Here is a 17,375-nt window from a genome sequence, read left to right as displayed (position 1 = left end):
AGGGCGGGGCGCATTTCAAACTTGAAATATCGGACGGCCTGAAAAAAAGATATGGGAAGAAACGACATATCAACCACAATCAAGGCAATCAAGGGCAACATGGTGGTGACCGCCGGGGCGGGAACGGGAAAGACGACCTGCCTCGTTGAAAAGGTGATAACGCTTATCGGCGAGGCGTACATCCCGGTGGAGAAGATCCTCGCCATCACCTTCACAAAGGCGGCCGCCGCCGAGATGGTGGAGCGCCTGAGGGTCGAGATAGGGAAGAGGGCAAAGACCGAAATGGGCGAGGTATGGAAGATCGCCCTAAACGACCTCGAGCGGGCCCAGATAAGCACCATCCACTCGCTTTGCGCAAGGATATTGAGGGAAAATCCGATCGAGGCGGGGATAGACCCGGACTTTAAGGAGGAGGAGGAAACGATCAATATTCTCCTGACCGAGGAGATATGGGATGCGTGGGCCAAGGAGAACCTCTGGGGCGGGCACGAATACGACGACGACCTCGTGACGCTCATCAAGAGGTTCGGCACCGAGGGGATAAAGGCGATAGGGATGGAGCTCTCAAAGCGCCCCGACAGGATCGACGACTACCTGAGATACAGGGTCGACGGGGAGGCGGAGAGGAAGGAGTTTCAGAAGCTGCTTGCGAAAATAAGGGATGAACTGTCAGGATCCGATATTGAGGCCAAGGAGGAAGACCTCCTCTACCAGAAGTGTATAAAGACAACTGAGATACTCGCCAAAAACAGTCTTGAGGAGATGGCGGATTCATTAAATGGAGTGGATTCGAGAAGGGTCGTGGGCAGGGAAGAAAACTGGGCTTCAGCCGATACTTTCACTTCAGTAAAGGAGATGTTCTATCAACCGGGAGGTGTGATCGATACACTAAAGGAGCTGAAACCCTTCCTTAAACAGCTCGAGGACGACAAAATTGCCGAGACCGCCGTCCGCGTCATGTCAGGCTTCGTCCGCTTCATCAGGGAGGAGAGGATCGGGCGGGGCGTGCTCACCTTCTTCGACCTGATCTACGAGGCGAAGAGGCTCCTTCAAAAGAACCTCGAGGTCCGGAGGCGCTACCAGCGGGAGTTCGACTACATACTCGTGGACGAGTTCCAGGACACTGACCCGATACAGGGGGACATAATCCTCTTTCTGGCCGAAGACGGCGCAAAGGCCGAGAGGCCGGAGGACGTAAAAGTAGGGGGCGACAGGCTCTTCATCGTGGGCGACCCGAAGCAGTCGATCTTCAGGTTCCGCGAGGCGGAGATCGGGGTCTTCTATGATGTAGCCGATAAGATCAAAATTTCCGGTGGGGAAAAGCAGGAGCTCGCCAACAGCTACCGGAGCCAGAAGCACCTGGTCGAATTTCACAACGCACTATTTTCCAGCTATATAGGATATGAGGAAGAGAGATACGCCGTCGATTACGATCCCCTGACCCCAAGGATCGAGGACATCCCCAACATCGACGGGGAATCCGCCGTCGATATCGTCATCTCTAATTCAACCGGCGGAGGCCTTGCGGATGAGGTCAGGGAAGAAGAGGCGGAATATATCGCGACCCGCATCCTTGACATGGTGGAGGGGCAGGCGGAGGGAAAGATCGTCAGGGATAAGGAGACTAAAGAGCCAAGGGCGGTCAAATACGGCGACATCGCGATACTCATACGAACCATGACGAGCGTCTCGATATACGAAGAGGCGCTGAAGAGGGAGAACATCCCCTATATCATAGTGGGCGGGAGGGGTTACTACCAGCGTCAGGAGATAAGCGACCTGATAAATATCCTCTCGGTCGTCCTTGATCCCACAGACAAGAGGGCGCTCGTGGGCGTCTTGAGGTCTTCCGTCTTCGGCATCGACGACGAGACCATATACCGGCTTGCGGAAGGGGACAAGCTGAACTACAGGGTTAAAGCGGGAGACGACCGTGTCGAGAAGGCCTACAAGGTCTTGAGACACCTCCACAGGATCAGGGGGGGCAGGACTCTCTCCGGCCTCTTAGACGAAGTCTTCGACAGGACGGAGATAATGGAGATAAATGGATTCGGAACCGGGGGAACGCAGAGGGTGGGAAACCTGACGAAGATAGGGAAAATCGCAATGGAGCTGGAATCGGCCGGCCCCGTCACCCTCACCTCCTTTATCCACCTCCTGAGGGAGTTCGTTGAGAGCGATCCCGACGAGGGGGAGGCAGTGATAACCGAGGAGGTGGAAGACTCCGTGAGGATCATGACGGTTCACAAGGCAAAGGGTCTCGAATTTCCGGTCGTCTTTCTCCCGAACCTCGGCAGTAAACTCAAGCTGGATCCGAGGGGCGGGATTTACGTCGATACTACCTCTAAGGGTACAATTTCCGGAGTAAACCTGAAGACGAAAAGGAAGCGGCTCATGTCAGATTTAGGATACAACATGTATCTCAAGGAGAGGGAGAGACAAAGAAACTTGGCGGAGGAGAGACGGATCTTTTATGTTGCGACAACCAGGGCGAGGGACAGGCTGATACTCCTGGGGAAAAAGGATGTCCCCACAGACAACCTCATGAAGGATATTCGCGGATTTCTTGGAGTCGATGAGCGCGAATGGCCGAAGTTCAGGTGCCGGCTCGTTCCCCTCAAGAAGCCGGAAGAGGGACAAAAAACCGCCGTCAAGAGGAAGAGACAAAAGATGTCCGACTTCACCATTGGCGGGGGGAACACAAGGGAAATAAAGGAGGCGAGGGATAGGGAGAGAAATAGACAAGAGGAGTACAAGAGGGCGTTGGACACCGCCCTCTACGGCTCAGTGACCGGGGAGGCCAAGGATGTTTCGGAGGCGTTCAGGGGTGTCGATTCATACGTAGACGGCTCATTCGAGGGGGAGGGTCGGGGAAGGATGTTTGCGGGGGGTACGGGGCCTATGCCACCCGCCGGGGACGTCCCCCTTCTCGTGGGGAGCCTCCTCCACGCCGCCCTTGAGGGAATCGACTTCGCCGAACCGCCGAAAGGAGACGGAGTTAAAGAGCTGGTGCAAAGGGCGTCCATCTCCCTGCAAATAGGGGATGATATAAGAGACGAGGTCGCCTCCGAGACTGTGGCGCTCGTAAAAAAATTCCTCGCCTCGGACGCGGCAAAGGAGATCGCCTCGTCGGAGATAATTGGCAGCGAGGTTCCGGTGATCACATCGAAGGGCGAGAAAACATTGGTGGGGAGGATAGACCTGATCTACGGGAGGGATGGCGAAATCGTTGTCCTCGACTACAAGACGGACAATGTCGGCGCCGGGAGTGAAAAAGAGGCGGCGGAAAAATACCGGTCTCAGATGGAGACATACGTAAAGGCGGTCGCATCGGCTATGGGCGAAAAAGCCGAGGGGAGATCGATAAGGGGGGTCGTCCACTTCGTCCGCACCGGAGTGACGGCGCCGGTCTTCACCATGGGTTAAGGGAAAACGCCGAAGGTTAAAATTTCAGTCACTTTTTTGAATGGACGAATCCTCGCTCAACGGACATAAGCGATTTTATACGAAAAGCGGCCGGGCATCGAGAAAATCGAACCGAGGATCAACGATGCCGGTCTTCACCGTGGGTTGAGATTTGGCCGGCGAAAATTTTCAATTCAAGAGATTGCCGCCCATTTTTGAATGAGCCGCAAACAAAAACCAACCTGTTATATTCGGAATCACGCCCACCGTTGAGGCCGACACAATATAAATATCTTAGCAAGAAATATTTAGGCAAGATTTAAGGCCGTGGTAGAAGGGATAATCTAAGGATATATCCTCCCCATCATCCTCGGAAACGGTATCGCCTCCCTGAGGTGCTCGATGCCGCATATCCATGCCACCGTCCTCTCTACCCCCAGGCCGAAGCCGGAGTGTTTAACGGAGCCGTAGCGCCGAAGGTCAAGGTACCAGCCGTAAGCCTCCTCCGGGAGGTTTTCCTCCCTGATTCTCGCGAGGAGCCTGTCGTAGTCATCCTCCCTCTCCGAGCCGCCGATGATCTCGCCGTACCCCTCCGGGGCCAAAAGGTCGCTGCACTTGACGAGCTCCTCCCTCTCCGGGTGCTGCTTCATGTAGAAGGCCTTAGCCCTCTTCGGATAGTCGTAGACGAAGACCGGCTTCGTAAAGAGCTTGGTCAGGATCGTCTCGTCCTCCCCGCCCAGGTCTTTTCCCCACTCGACCTCCTTCCCCTTGCCTTTCAGGAGCTTTACTGCCTCGTCGTAGGAGATCCTCTCGAAGGGTAGGGTCACCTTTTCGAGGCGGGCCGTGTCCCTCTTCAGCACTTCCAGGTCGCCCGCCTTCCGGTCGAGGACCTTTTTAACAACAAAGGAGACGAGCCGTTCCTGGAAGTCCATGTTCCCGTCGTTGTCCACGAATGCCATCTCCCCCTCGGTCATCCAGAACTCGGTCAAATGCCGCCTCGTCTTCGATTTCTCCGCCCTGAAGGTCGGCCCGAAGCAGTAGACCTTCTCGAAGGCGTAGATGGCCGCCTCGAGATAGAGCTGCCCCGTCTGGGCGAGGTAGGCGTTTCCGAGGTCGAAGTACTGGGTGGAGAAGAGGGTGCCGGCGCTCTCCCCGATGGCTCCGGTCAGAATCGGCGTGTCTATCAGGACGAAGTCGTTCTCCCTGAAGAACTCCCTTATCGCCGTTACCACCTCGTCCCTTATCCGCATTATAGAGAGCTGCCTCCTCGACCTCAGCCAGAGATGGCGGTTGGTGAGGAGGAAGTCGGCTCCGTGGGATTTGGGCGTTATCGGGAACTCCTCCGATTCGCCGATTATCTTAAGGGACGCAGCGTGAAGCTCGAAGCCCCCCTCGGCCCTCGGCTCCTCGGAGACTGTGCCGGTGACCTCGAGGGCGCTCTCCTGCCCGAACTTCTTTACGAGGTCAAAGAGCTCGGTCCCGACCGCATCTTCTTCAACAACGCACTGGGTAATCCCCGTCCCGTCCCTGACGATAAGAAAGCGCACCTTCCCGCTCCCCCTCGATTGCATGAGCCAGCCGCGGATCGTCACGGACTTGCCCACGTTGTCCTTGAAGTACTTGATGGATGTAAACTCGGCCATAGAAACTCCTTTTGCCAAATTATATTTTACGAACCGGTTAAAAGTCAAGGCACAAAAGAACCCCGTCCGGCAGATTCAAAGGGAGATTACTGAAATAAGATTATCTTGTTGTGACCGGATAAAAAATTGAACACCCCTACATAAGGGATTGTCAAAAGGTCTATGTCGTAGTATAGTCACTTACTCTCTTTTTGAGGTGAAAATGGAGGCCTTTTTCAGATTTCCGGTGGAGATTTCCATCGCCCTTTCGATAGTCGTCGTGTTCACCGCATTCTTTTTGAGGGGGTTTACCGGCTTCGGTTCGGCGGTCTTCGGCGTCCCCCTGATACTTTTGATGGCGGGGATAGGGTTCGTCGTCCCCGCATATCTGATTTTGGACGCGGCCGCCACCGGCATCCTGACGATCGAGACGAAAAAATACTTCAGTTGGAGGATAGCCCTCCCGGTCGTTCTGGGGATGATCCCCGGAAACGTGATCGGCACATATATTCTCTCCTCCTACGACATCCCGATCTTAAAGATCATCCTCGGCGTTTTAATACTGATATTCTCGCTCTACATATTTTTCGTGAAACAGACCCCGGAGATAAAAGACCGGCGGGGCTTCTTGGGCTTCATCGCCGGCTCCGTCTCCGGCGTCCTGGGGGGGATCTTCGGCGTCAGCGGCCCCCCTATAGTGATCTATCTGAAGTACCGGATTCCCCAAAAGGATATGTTTCGCGCCCAGATCGTCCTTCTCATCATCTTCGAGAACGTCTTCAGGATTTCCCTCTACACCTTCGGGGGACTTTTTAATCCGTTCAACCTCATGTTCGCCCTGATACTCCTTCCAGCGATGGCGGTGGGGCTTTTTCTTGGCTCCCGCTCCAACATCAAGGCGAGCCAGCGGACCTTCGACATCATAGCGGCGGGGATATTGACGATGGCGGGGGCGGGGCTGATCTTCGGCTTTTAGGCCGGTGGGGGGAATCTGTCAAATTGGCCTAAGAAATAGACAGATACCGCATTTTAAGATATTGTTAGGTTTTAGAATAGACGCTTCTGATATGTGTTTCTTCCGAATTTTGAGAACTCAAAGGATATTTGAGTTTTTTAGCGGGGGAAAATGGTATTTCGGTTTCTAAATATAGTAACATTTTATAACCAAAAATGTTTAGCGTCCTTCGAGTTTTAATTGAAACCATTTTCCCCCCGCTTTATTTCTATTGTAGCAGAATCCCGATAGATTAATTGAATTTTATCAAGGGTTATAATCGCCAAAAGCGACGGCCCTTTGGGCCGCCCTTGACAAAATTCGAGATTCTGCTACCCTTAAATTTACTATACATACCTTAAAAAACAGAAAAATCTATAGATGTAACTATTAATCTTTTAAGAAGGTACTCAATAACCTGACGAAACTAATATGTAAAATCCTAGCTTCTTGTTAGTCCTCTCTATAATACCCTATTAAGGAGTAACCGTAATGAACTTTAAAAAGGCGTTGGTGTGCGGCTCCGGGACGATGGGACCCGGGATCGCCCTGAGCTTTGCGATGGGGGATACACCCGTCTCCATCACGGACATAGACGACGGCGCCCTTAACTCCGGCCGGGAGATTGTCAAAAGGGGGGTCGATCTATTCATATCCCAGGGGATGATACCGAAGGGCAAAGACGCCGAGATAATGGGGAGGATCGAATTCACGGCGGATCTCGAGGCCGCGGCCAAAGACGCCGACCTGGCGATCGAGGCGGTCTCGGAAGTCCCCGAGACGAAGGAGACCGTATTGAGGGAGCTCGACCGCCTTTTGAAGCCGGCCGCGATAATAGGGAGCAACACGTCGACGCTTCCCGTGCCGGAGATGTATCCGGACATAAGGCCGGGAAGGCTAATCATCACCCACTACTTCAATCCGCCCCACATCATGCCCCTTGTCGAGATCGTGAGGGCAAAGGGAACGCCAGAGGACGCTATCAAGTCTCTGAGGGCGTTCTACAGGAAGATCGGCAAATACGTCGTGGTGCTGAACAAGTTTCTCCCCGGCTTTCTGGTAAACAGGGTGCAGATCGCCGTCATCAGGGAGACACTGTTTCTCCTGGAGGAGGGCCTTGCGGGGCCGGACGAGATAGACACCGCCTTCAAGTGCTGCAGCGCGTTGAGAGGCGTGGTCCATGGCCCCTTCGAGCACATGGACATGGTCGGGATCGACATCCTGAACTCGGCCGCCGGCTTCGTCTTTCCCCTTCTGGCAAACACCACGGAAGTCCCCAAGACCATCTCCGATCTCTTCAAGGAGGGGAGGCTCGGTTACAAGGGAGAAGGGGGCTTTTACGATTACCCCAAGGAAACCAAGGAAGAACATATCACCAAGAGGGATAGGGCGCTTATCGAGGAGCTGAAGCTCTTCAACAGGCTGGTGTCCGACGGCAAGATCAAGATAAAGGAGTGAGAATCGAAAGTTAAATTAATCTCCGCCGTGACGGCGATCATGCGGGCATTGCCGACTAAAGAGGCGGGAAAGGCCTTTTTCCCACTCTACCCCCCACGATAATCCAACCGTTTTTCTTCTCCCCGTCTTGACGGGTATCCGACAATGTGAGTCGAAAAGGGGAGGCGCAAAAGGAACGGACCGCTCGTTTTTTGTCAAAAGGTCAATCCAAGAAGATTTTTATTGACAAAAAGCCCTCCGCTGGTATCATATTGGAAAATTCTTCGAGCCTACCCGCCTATGGGTGGGGCCATTTAACACAGAGTGGTCCACATCTATGGCGGCTGGCCGATAGGGTTCAGCTGGAAACGGCTGTGCCTCCCGTGTTTGGAAAGGAGAATTTTTTAAGGGTCAATGACACTTCATTGATGACACTATATTTTTGTGTCATCCTATCCCTATTTTCCTTTCCAAACAAAATCAAATCAGAAAGAGAGGCGAACGGTCTCTTTGTTGCGCCGTGTCTTTGTGTCTGTTTTCTCGTATCCTAAGTACCGAGGCAAAAAACGCCCCCGTAAAGGCTTCCTGCCCTAATAATGCTTGAATCGCATGTGCATGGAGGAAGCGATCGGAAGGAGAGTCTCGGAGCTCACCTCATGTTGATAAATCGGCGTAATTGTAAAAATGCAATCAAAATTCAATTTTATGGCCCTGTTTTGAATAACTTTTTTAAAAAAACAAGGAGGTAACATGAGCAGAGATGCTTCTACCGCAGAAAGGGAGGTAAAGAGGGATATAGGCTTTACCATCTGCAAAGATCCCTCAACGGGAGAGGAGATAGGGAGATCTGAGCTTAACACGCCGGAAGACGTGAAACTTGCCGTGGCAAAGGCCAGGGAGGCCCAGCCGCTGTGGGCCGAAAAGTCGTTCAAGGAGCGGAAAAAGGCAATGTTTAAGATCCGCGACTACGTCATCGAACATGCGGATGAGCTTTCCGAGATAATCAACAAGGACAACGGAAAGACCAGGACCGAGGCGATGACGGCCGAGGTCTTCGGAACGGTGATGCACATCGACTATCTGGCCAAGAACGCGGAACGTTTTTTGAAAGACAAGAGGCTCAGGCCGTCCAATCCGATGCTCGCCTACAAGGTAAGCAAGATCGTAAGGGTCCCGTTCGGGGTAATTGGAATTATATCGCCATGGAACTACCCTTTCACCATTCCCTTCGTGGAAATCATCATGGCCTTGATGGCCGGAAACGCCGTAATCTTAAAGGTGGCCACGGAGACCCAGATGATCGGACGCGCCATAGAGCGGTGCATTCAGGCGGCGGAGCTTCCCGAGGGGATCTTCTACCATTTCAACCTCCCGGGCCGCATTGCCGGTGACGCAATGTTATCGGCGGGGATCGATAAGCTCTTCTTCACCGGAAGCGTCGAGGTGGGAAAGGAGCTTATGAGAAATGCTTCCGAAACCCTTACACCCTTATCCCTCGAACTTGGGGGTAACGACCCGATGCTGGTCTTCCCCGACGCCGACGTCTTCCGGGCGGCATCGGGCGCCCTCTGGGCCGGCATGACGAACTGCGGGCAGACCTGTGCCAGCATCGAGAGGATCTACGTCCACAAGGATGTGCATCAAAAGTTTGTGGACACGCTCGGCGAAATGATCAGGAACCTGAGGGTCGGGCAGGACGTGGATTATTGCGTCGATATCTGCGCCATCACCATCCCAAGCCAGATGAACACGATTCAAGATCACATAGACGATGCCGTAGCCAAGGGCGCAAAGATCTACGCCCAATCGGATTATCCGAGAGCCAGCAAGGGCAATTTTATGCCAGCCATTCTCCTGACCGATGTGAACCACACCATGCGGGTGATGCTCGAGGAGACCTTCGGGCCGGTCATCGCGGTTATGAAGGTCGATGATATGGACGAAGGCTTAAGGCTGGCCAACGATTCCAAGCTCGGCCTCACAGCATCGGTCTGGTCGAAGAACAGGAAGCTGGCGGAAAAATACGGCCGCAGGATCAAGGCCGGGGCCGTTATGATCAACGATCATTTGATGTGCAACGGCCTGCCGGAAACACCCTGGGGAGGATTCAAGGAATCGGGCATCGGGCGAACCCACGGGGAATTCGGATTGCAGGAGATGACACAGCCCATATGTGTCGTACAGGACTACCTCATAGGGGCAAAGCGTAACATGTGGTGGTTCCCCCACGAAAAATCGATCTACGACGGAATACAGGGAATGATCAATTTCACCTATGCAAAGAATCCGATAAAGAGATTGGGCGGCGGACTCAAGCTGATGAAGACCTTCATGAGGACCTTCACGAAAAAGGATTGATTTATCGTAGCAGGTTCGGGCGTAAATCGGGCGCAAAGGATCAGTGAGCAGTCGAAGAATCGGGCGTAAATCGGTCGCCTTCTCCCGATGCGACACGGGATGTGAAATGAGGCGGTACCGTGCAGGTTGTTTTATCAAATCCGATTTACTTTAAGTTTCAAGACGACCCGAAGCGAATTTATCGCCTTAGATCTACTAAAATATAAAAAATCCCCGGGCATTGAGCTCGGGGTTTTTTTTCTTCGCGGCGCTGCCGTTAAAAAAATATACCGTCAAAGAAAGACAAAATTATCCCCTTGACATATCGGCCCGTGCCGGATAAACTCACTTAAAAAAATGGAGCTATTCATTATGTCAAAAAAAATAACCGTTTTGCTTATTGTCGCCCTTTCCATATCGATCTTCGGATGCGGTAAGAAGGTCGCGGAGGGCGAGGGGTGGGTAATTAGAGATAAGGAATTCAAGGAGAAGCTCAGCTCATTGCCTCCGGACATAGCGGCCTATATGACTACCGATGAGGGCCAGAAAAGATTTATCGAAACCCTCGTTCTAAGAGAGATACTCTGCAGAGAGGCGGAGAAAGAGGGCATCACCAAAGATAAAGAGGTGCTCAATAAAATCGAAAGCGCCGAGAGAAAAGTCATTATCGAAGAATACCTTGACAGGAAATTTAAAGATGAGATACCGGTCACCCAGGCGGATATCGACGAGTTTTACGAGACAAACAAGGATTCTTTTGACAACGCCGAGACGATCAGGGCGAGACATATCCTTTTAAAGACGAGGGATGAAGCGGAAAACATCCTGAAGATGCTCAAAAAGGGGGAAAGCTTCGAGACGATGGCCAACGAATATTCCGTCGGTCCCTCCGCCTCCAGGGGGGGCGACTTGGGCTTCTATAAAAGGGGGCGAATGGTTCCGGAGTTTGACGCCGCCGCCTTCGCACTCAAAAAGCCGGGGGATATCAGCGACATCGTGCAAACCAGATACGGCTACCATATTATTCAGCTCGTCGACAAAGACCACTTGATAGAAAATTTACAGGCAAACAAGAAGAAAAAAATACTGGACAATTATATCAAAGATCTAAAGGAAACCGCAGAGTACAAGATATATTACGAAAACCTCACACTAAAAAAGGACATTAAAAAGGAAAAGGTAGAAGAGGAGGAGGATACAGAGGAGTGATTTACCCATTTCCATTCCAGACAGGCACGTCCGATTATTTCTAAAAGTAGTGTTCTTTTCGCCCGAACGAGGGGGGGATAAACAATGAAAAGACCTTTTTGGGGATTTCTTTTTTTAGCCTTTTTTTTGTTCTCCTGCGCCCACTCCTCTTCTTTGAGTATCGACAGGAAGGAAGGGCGAAGGATGTACTACGAGTACCCGAAGGATAGCGTTTGGGATGCCTCTGTTGTGGTTTTAAAGGAGCGAAAGTGGAAGATAACCGAGATGAACAGGCCGGAAAATCTCATTAAGGCCAAGATGAGCTCCAAGATTGCCGGTGTCAATGTTCGGCTGCTGCTTACTTTCAAGGCCGAGGGGAGCGGCACATGGCTCGAGATAAAGGAGAAGATACCTCCCCAGTTTACCCCCGGTACCACCTACAGGTACAAATTCGATATCAACGAGCTGTTTCACGAAATAAACATAGAGCTCGACAGGAGGATGTGAGGCGACCAAGGCCCTATCCACCCGATTTTAAAACCCCCCGCCGATCGTTCTGTTTGCCCCGTCATCCCGTTTATTAGACAAAACAGTTGATCTGCTGTTTTTTCGTCCGTTCGCCCTGCCTCTAAATTGCTACGTTGCACCGTTGATCCGCCGCCCCGCTTTTATGCTGCCATGTTTCATTATTGCCCCACTGAGCTATTGAGCTATTGTCCCATTAAGCTATCGTGACATTGCATAGCCATACAATTACATTTTTTGACCGTCACCTTATCACAAGGGTCGGTGGATTTCCGCAGGCCGGACTAAAAAAGACGACTCTCTTTTTTAAGAGGAGATTGCCCGTTGAAAAAAGCCGAAAAAAGGGGTTGTAGTGAAAAAAACCTTCAATCCTTCGGTGAATATCCCTTCATCTAAGGGGGTTTGTCATATCCACAGATCGTTTCGTCGAAGGGTGGATTTTTTTCCAGTAAAAAACATTTAAGAAAATCCTTTTCCCTTATGGCATATTAAAAAAATGCCCCGCTTGACTGGAGCGAGGCATAAAAAAATTTTCTATTTTAATAGGTAAAAACCCCTCGTCCCTCTCCAGCCCATCGCATTTAAGAATAATTGAAAATTGTCCCCCCGCCCCCCCTCTCCACAGCCCCTTTTTCCCCAAACCCCCACCCCCCCCCGTGCCCCCCATGTAATAAAGCCATGATCACCCGGCCCGTTACGCTCCAAGCGGACTATTTACCACAGTAGGACTCGTCGCGCTCACACGCCGTTTTCAGATCTTCATCGGCCCCCGTTTCATCCCCGAGCCTCCGTTTCACCTCGGCCCTGAAGAAGTAGGCGAGGGCGTAATTCTCATCGAGCTCGATCGCTTTCGTGTAGGACTCCTCCGCCTTCTTGAGAGAGTCTTCACCGCCGATTCCCCTCAGGGCCTCCCCCAGGAGGAAATGAGGAATCGGGTCGTTTTGGTCGATGGAGATAAGCTCCTTCAGGGGCTCAACGGCAAGTTTGTAGTCCCCTTTTTTAATATAGGCCGCTCCAAGATTCGAGAGGGAGAGGAGCCTGACACCCCTGTCCTGGCTCAACTCCATCGCCTTCTTCGAATCATTTATGGCCCCGTCGAGCCTTCCCAGCTGGATCAAAGTAAGGGAGCGGTAGGCGTAGGCATGGGCAATGCCGGGATCGAGGACGATCGCCCTGTCATACAGATCGAGGGCCTTTTTGTGTTTGCCGTTGTTGGCAAGCTCGATCCCCTCTTTAAGTGTCTCCGTCGCGGTTTCCGCCATCGAGTGAATGGGTAACGTAAAAAAAACGGCGGAAACGACCGCAACGATAAATGATATGAACAATCTTAACTTCATGGTCTGTAATATTCACCTTTGTATTTCGGGTCCAAATCGCAGGCCTTATCGAAATCTTTTTTGGCCTGGTCCTTTTCCTTGCGGCGCCAGTGCTCCTTCCCCCTGAGATAATACGCCTCGGCGTTCTTCGGATCGTGCTCGATCACGTAGTCAAAGTCCTTCATTGCGCTTTCAGAAAACTCCATCCATCCGTAACATATTCCTCGATAGAGATAGATTGTGTAGTAGTCTTTCTTGAGCTTTATTACCGAGGTGAAATCCTTTGCCGCGAGGGCGAATTCATCGAATATCTCCTCCTCCCGCTCCTTTGTCATGACGGGACTGTAGACGATCCTGTAAAGCTCGCCCAATTTGTAATGGGCGATACCCCTGACCCTGTAGGCCTCGATGTCCTTATCGTTCTCCTTGATCTTCTCTGTCGCTTTGTGGATTACCTGCTTGTAGACATTGACCTGATCGATGGGAGTCACTTCCTGAGACGATGCAAATCGAGGATACACCGCAAAGAGGGCAATCAGTATCGAAAGTAAGATTATTTTAGGTTTTAAATTGCGCATGTTACCTTATTTATAACTTTTCGACTTAAAAGTCAAGAATATGTATGAAACCTTTAGAAATGGATATGATTGGACAAAAAAAGACCCCGACCCGAAAGGGGACGGGGTCTTGTCGCGATTTAGTACATTCCGCCTCCCGGCATACCTCCCGGCATGTGCGGCATTCCGCCGCCTCCGCCCTCTTCCGGCTTCTCCGCAACCATTGCCTCGGTGGTGAGGAGCAATCCCGCAACCGATGCGCTGTTCATAAGGGCAATACGGGTGACCTTGGTGGGATCGATAATACCCGCCTTCATCAGGTCTTCGTACTGCATGGTCTGGGCATTGAGCCCGAAGCCTTCCTTCCCCTCTTTTACCTTTTCGACCACTATGGAGCCTTCCAGGCCGGCGTTTTCCGCAATCTGCCTCAAGGGCTCTTCCAGGGCGCGCTTGATAATATTTGCGCCGAAGGACTCTTCGCCGGGGAGCTTGAGACCCTCCACCGACTTGATGCACCTGATCAGCGCAACACCGCCCCCGGGGACTATTCCCTCTTCCACGGCCGCCCTCGTGGCGTTAAGGGCGTCCTCGACGCGTGCCTTTTTCTCCTTCATCTCGGTCTCGGTCGCCGCACCGACGTTAATCACGGCTACTCCGCCGATCAGCTTGGCCAGCCTCTCCTGGAGCTTCTCGCGGTCGTAATCTGAGGTGGTCTCATCGATCTGGGTCCTTATCTGCTTTACCCTCCCCTCGAGGTCCGCCTTGCTACCCGCACCGTCGATGATTGTCGTCTCTTCCTTTGTAACAACGATCCTCTTGGCCTGACCGAGATCTTCCAGCCCGATGCCCTCGAGCTTGATGCCGAGGTCTTCCGCAATCATCTTGCCGCCGGTGAGTACGGCGATATCTTCGAGCATCGCCTTTCTCCTGTCGCCGAAGCCGGGGGCCTTGACGGCCGTACAGGCAAGCGTTCCCCTCAGCTTGTTGACCACAAGCGTCGCCAGCGCCTCCCCTTCCACATCCTCAGCGAGAATGATAAAGGGCCTTCCGACCTTCGCTATCTTCTCGAGAATCGGCAGGAGGTCCTTCATGTTCGCGATCTTCTTCTCATGAATGAGGAGGTAGGGCTCCTCCAAGACCGCCTCCATCCGCTCGGCGTCCGTAACAAAGTACGGTGAGAGATACCCGCGGTCAAACTGCATCCCCTCGACGATCTCGAGGGTTGTCTCCATGCCCTTCGCCTCCTCGACGGTGATGACGCCCTCTTTTCCGACCTTGTCCATCGCCTCGGCGATTATGTTTCCTATCGTCTCGTCGTTGTTTGCGGAGATGGTGCCCACCTGGGCTATCTCCTTCTGGTCTTTCGTCTCCTTGCTGATCTTCTCCAGCTCCTTGACCACCTCGGCTACCGCCTTATCGATACCCCTCTTTATGTTCATGGGGTCGTTTCCGGCCGCTACGAGCTTTGTCCCTTCCCTGTAGATCGCCTGGGCCAAAAGCGTCGCCGTTGTGGTTCCGTCACCGGCAACGTCGGAGGTCTTCGATGCAACCTCTTTTACCATCTGGGCGCCCATGTTCTCGAACTTATCCTCGAGTTCGATCTCCTTCGCAACCGTCACACCGTCTTTAGTGATCGTTGGGGAACCGAAAGATTTGTCGAGAATCACGTTCCTCCCCTTGGGGCCCAATGTAACCTTAACGGCGTCGGAGAGGGTGTTTACTCCCTTTAAAAGCTTTTCCCTTGCTTCCTGATCAAATTTTATCTCTTTTGCCATAACAAAAACACTCCTTTATTTTTCGATTCCTTTACTTTTCGATGATACCAAGGATATCATCCTCCCTCATAATCAAGTGTTCCACGCCATCGATTTTTACCTCCGTGCCCGCATACTTCCCGAAAAGAACCCTGTCCCCCGCCTTCACGTCCAGCGGAACCTTTGTACCGTTTTCGAGAACCTTACCGTTGCCCGCCGCCACGATCTCGCCCTCCATGGGCTTTTCCTTGGCGGTGTCCGGGATAATGATTCCCCCCGCGGTCTTTTCATTCTCCTCAATTCTCTTTACGATGACTCTGTCCTGTAGGGGTCTGATTTTCATAACCTTTCTTCTCCTTTCTTTAATAGTATGAAAATTTCTTCCTCATTTTTCTTATTTTTCGGATACTGAGAAAGCGCCCGAAAAAATTTATTAGCACTCAATCAAAGTGAGTGCTAATATAATAATAAAGCAAGACCGTCTATATAGCAAGGGGAAAATGCGGAAAAAAAATGTTTTTGTTCTGAAGAATTGGGGAATATTGTTGAAATGCTTGAAATAGGTGAAAAATGCTTCAAATATCAACTAAAAACTTAAAAATCCTCGAGTCGACAATTTTTCATTATCCATATCATCAATCACGTAAAAATGCATCCATTTAAAGAACGATCACGAAAGGCTTATATCGTATTCCTCAACGTGAAGCTGGGGAACGCTCCTGATTACGACCCTGATGCCGAGCTGCTCTTCAAGCTCCACGAGCTGCTCCTGCTCATCATCGTAAAGGAGACCAGCCACATCCGGGTTTACCATTATCACCACCTTCTCCGATTTAACCCCCTTAGTGCCCTCGACGAGCTCACGAAATATCTCGTAGCAGACGGTCCTCACCGATTTCACATAACCGTGCCCCTCGCAGTAGGGGCATATATCCGTCAGCGCGTGGGTGATGCTCTCCCTCGTCCTCTTTCTGGTCATCTCAACCAGCCCGAGCTCGGATATCTTCAGGATATTCGTCTTCTTCTTGTCCGCCTTCAGCGCTTCGTCCAGCGACGTGTATACCATCTCGCGATTCTGTGACTTCTCCATATCTATGAAGTCTATGATGATCAGCCCGCCGATATTTCTGAGCTTGAGCTGATAGGCTATCTCCTTTACCGCCTCAAGATTCGTCCTCAAAATCGTGTCTTCCAAATCCCTCTTTCCGACGAAGCGCCCCGTGTTGACGTCGATGGCGGTCAACGCCTCGGTTATCTCTATTATTATATACCCCCCAGATTTCAGCCACACCTTTTTGTCCAGCGCCCTCTTTATCTCCATCTCGAGGCCGTACTGGTCGAAAATGGACTTTCTGCCGTTAAAACACTCTATCTTCCTCGACACCTCAGGCAAGAAGTTTTCCGCAAACTCCAACAGCCTCGTAAACTCATGCCTGGAATCGACCACGAATCGATCCACGTCCTGGGTCAAGAAGTCCCTGATGAGACGGTGCGGTAGGTCAAGCTCTCGGTGGATCAGAGACGGCGAGGGGGCCTTCTCTTTTTTCTTCAAAACCGACTCATAGAGCTTCAACAAAACCTCCATATCCTCCCTTATCTCCTCCTCCTTTTTGCCCCAACCCGCCGTTCTGACGATAAAGCCGGCCCCCTGTGGCTTTATCCCCTCCACGATGCTCTTAAGTCGATTCCTCTGTTCCTCGTCCTCGATGCGTCGGGACACCCCGACCCTATCCACAGTCGGGAGGAGGACGAGATATTTCCCGGGCAGAGAGATATGGGACGTCACCCTGGCCCCCTTTCCCCCTAGGGGCTCCCTCGCAACCTGAACCAGAACGTCCTGCCCCCTCCTGACCATCCCCTCGATAAGCTCTCCGTTGCCAGTAAAAGAGGGTTTTCCCCCGGAATCGCCTTTGGAGATAATATGCTCTCCGTCCCCCATCCCCCCGACGCCTTCCATCCCCACAAGGTCCTCCAGCTCGTCGAAATCGTCATAGAAATCGGTTACGTAAAGAAAGGCCGACTTCATAAGACCGATGTCGACGAACGCCGCCTCCATCCCGGGGAGAACGCGCTCCACCTTCCCCTTGTAGATATTTCCTGAAACCCCCAGGTCCTTGGGCCGCTCTATGTAAAGCTCGGTCAATATGCCGTTCTCAGTTACGGCCGCCCGGGTCTCCCATGGATGGGAGTTTAAGATTATGCTTTTTACCATATTTTAAGTAAGACCTAATTTAATTTCG

12 protein-coding genes and 1 riboswitch are annotated in these 17,375 nt (G+C 52.0%); of the genes, 6 read left to right on the top strand and 6 right to left on the bottom strand.

The window, feature by feature from the left end:
* Positions 1–51 precede the first annotated feature (51 nt).
* Positions 52–3,426, top strand: a complete 3,375-nt coding sequence (locus tag JW984_00770) for a UvrD-helicase domain-containing protein (protein MBN1571711.1) — start codon at positions 52–54, stop codon at positions 3,424–3,426.
* 323 nt (positions 3,427–3,749) lie between these two features.
* On the opposite strand, the gene asnS is transcribed toward JW984_00770, so the two are convergent.
* The gene (gene asnS / locus JW984_00765) at positions 3,750–5,048 is read right to left on the bottom strand and encodes an asparagine--tRNA ligase (protein MBN1571710.1); all 1,299 of its coding nucleotides are present in this window, start codon (positions 5,046–5,048) and stop codon (positions 3,750–3,752) included.
* 202 nt (positions 5,049–5,250) lie between these two features.
* Here asnS and JW984_00760 point away from each other — a divergent pair, with 202 nt between their 5' ends.
* From JW984_00760 to JW984_00740, 5 genes are all read left to right on the top strand, one after another.
* A complete protein-coding gene (locus JW984_00760) occupies positions 5,251–6,003 on the top strand; it encodes a sulfite exporter TauE/SafE family protein (GenBank protein MBN1571709.1) in 753 nt (250 codons plus the stop codon).
* A gap of 510 nt (positions 6,004–6,513) precedes the next feature.
* Positions 6,514–7,479 (top strand): 3-hydroxyacyl-CoA dehydrogenase family protein, encoded by a 966-nt coding sequence (locus tag JW984_00755; protein MBN1571708.1) that lies wholly within the window; start codon positions 6,514–6,516, stop codon positions 7,477–7,479.
* Positions 7,480–7,728: 249 nt separating this feature from the next.
* A riboswitch (molybdenum cofactor riboswitch) is annotated at positions 7,729–7,872 on the top strand.
* Between the two features lie 336 nt (positions 7,873–8,208).
* Complete coding sequence (locus JW984_00750; GenBank protein ID MBN1571707.1) at positions 8,209–9,816, top strand: aldehyde dehydrogenase family protein; 1,608 nt, start codon at positions 8,209–8,211, stop codon at positions 9,814–9,816.
* A 351-nt stretch (positions 9,817–10,167) separates the two neighbouring features.
* On the top strand, positions 10,168–11,004 hold the full coding sequence (locus JW984_00745) for a peptidylprolyl isomerase (GenBank protein ID MBN1571706.1): 837 nt from the start codon (positions 10,168–10,170) through the stop codon (positions 11,002–11,004).
* Between the two features lie 84 nt (positions 11,005–11,088).
* Complete coding sequence (locus JW984_00740; GenBank protein MBN1571705.1) at positions 11,089–11,490, top strand: hypothetical protein; 402 nt, start codon at positions 11,089–11,091, stop codon at positions 11,488–11,490.
* Between the two features lie 728 nt (positions 11,491–12,218).
* On the opposite strand, the gene JW984_00735 is transcribed toward JW984_00740, so the two are convergent.
* From JW984_00735 to JW984_00715, 5 genes are all read right to left on the bottom strand, one after another.
* On the bottom strand, positions 12,219–12,845 hold the full coding sequence (locus JW984_00735) for a tetratricopeptide repeat protein (protein MBN1571704.1): 627 nt from the start codon (positions 12,843–12,845) through the stop codon (positions 12,219–12,221).
* Positions 12,842–13,402 carry a tetratricopeptide repeat protein gene (locus JW984_00730; GenBank protein MBN1571703.1) on the bottom strand — a complete coding sequence of 187 codons (561 nt, stop codon included), beginning with the start codon at positions 13,400–13,402 and terminating at the stop codon, positions 12,842–12,844. Before JW984_00730 ends, JW984_00735 begins: the two co-directional genes overlap by 4 nt.
* Positions 13,403–13,521: 119 nt before the next feature.
* Positions 13,522–15,156, bottom strand: a complete 1,635-nt coding sequence (gene groL, locus JW984_00725) for a chaperonin GroEL (protein ID MBN1571702.1) — start codon at positions 15,154–15,156, stop codon at positions 13,522–13,524.
* Positions 15,157–15,187: 31 nt separating this feature from the next.
* Positions 15,188–15,478: a co-chaperone GroES gene (groES, locus tag JW984_00720; protein MBN1571701.1), complete on the bottom strand. Its 291-nt coding sequence runs from the start codon at positions 15,476–15,478 to the stop codon at positions 15,188–15,190.
* Positions 15,479–15,805: 327 nt separating this feature from the next.
* Positions 15,806–17,347 (bottom strand): Rne/Rng family ribonuclease, encoded by a 1,542-nt coding sequence (locus tag JW984_00715; GenBank protein MBN1571700.1) that lies wholly within the window; start codon positions 17,345–17,347, stop codon positions 15,806–15,808.
* Between the last annotated feature and the right edge of the window lie 28 nt (positions 17,348–17,375).

It is taken from the genome of Candidatus Zymogenus saltonus, from assembly GCA_016929395.1.
Classification (GTDB): Bacteria; Desulfobacterota; Zymogenia; order Zymogenales; family Zymogenaceae; genus Zymogenus; species Zymogenus saltonus.
Note: the sequence above shows the minus strand (reverse complement) of the source record. Positions and strands in the feature narration are given on the sequence as shown.

Coding starts and splice junctions, on each gene's coding strand:
- JW984_00730 (MBN1571703.1), bottom strand. CDS start 13,402: ATGCGCAATTTAAAACCTAAAATAATCTTACTTTCGATACTGATTGCC.
- JW984_00735 (MBN1571704.1), bottom strand. CDS start 12,845: ATGAAGTTAAGATTGTTCATATCATTTATCGTTGCGGTCGTTTCCGCC.
- JW984_00770 (MBN1571711.1), top strand. CDS start 52: ATGGGAAGAAACGACATATCAACCACAATCAAGGCAATCAAGGGCAAC.
- JW984_00760 (MBN1571709.1), top strand. CDS start 5,251: ATGGAGGCCTTTTTCAGATTTCCGGTGGAGATTTCCATCGCCCTTTCG.
- JW984_00755 (MBN1571708.1), top strand. CDS start 6,514: ATGAACTTTAAAAAGGCGTTGGTGTGCGGCTCCGGGACGATGGGACCC.
- groL (MBN1571702.1), bottom strand. CDS start 15,156: ATGGCAAAAGAGATAAAATTTGATCAGGAAGCAAGGGAAAAGCTTTTA.
- JW984_00745 (MBN1571706.1), top strand. CDS start 10,168: ATGTCAAAAAAAATAACCGTTTTGCTTATTGTCGCCCTTTCCATATCG.
- groES (MBN1571701.1), bottom strand. CDS start 15,478: ATGAAAATCAGACCCCTACAGGACAGAGTCATCGTAAAGAGAATTGAG.
- JW984_00750 (MBN1571707.1), top strand. CDS start 8,209: ATGAGCAGAGATGCTTCTACCGCAGAAAGGGAGGTAAAGAGGGATATA.
- JW984_00715 (MBN1571700.1), bottom strand. CDS start 17,347: ATGGTAAAAAGCATAATCTTAAACTCCCATCCATGGGAGACCCGGGCG.
- JW984_00740 (MBN1571705.1), top strand. CDS start 11,089: ATGAAAAGACCTTTTTGGGGATTTCTTTTTTTAGCCTTTTTTTTGTTC.
- asnS (MBN1571710.1), bottom strand. CDS start 5,048: ATGGCCGAGTTTACATCCATCAAGTACTTCAAGGACAACGTGGGCAAG.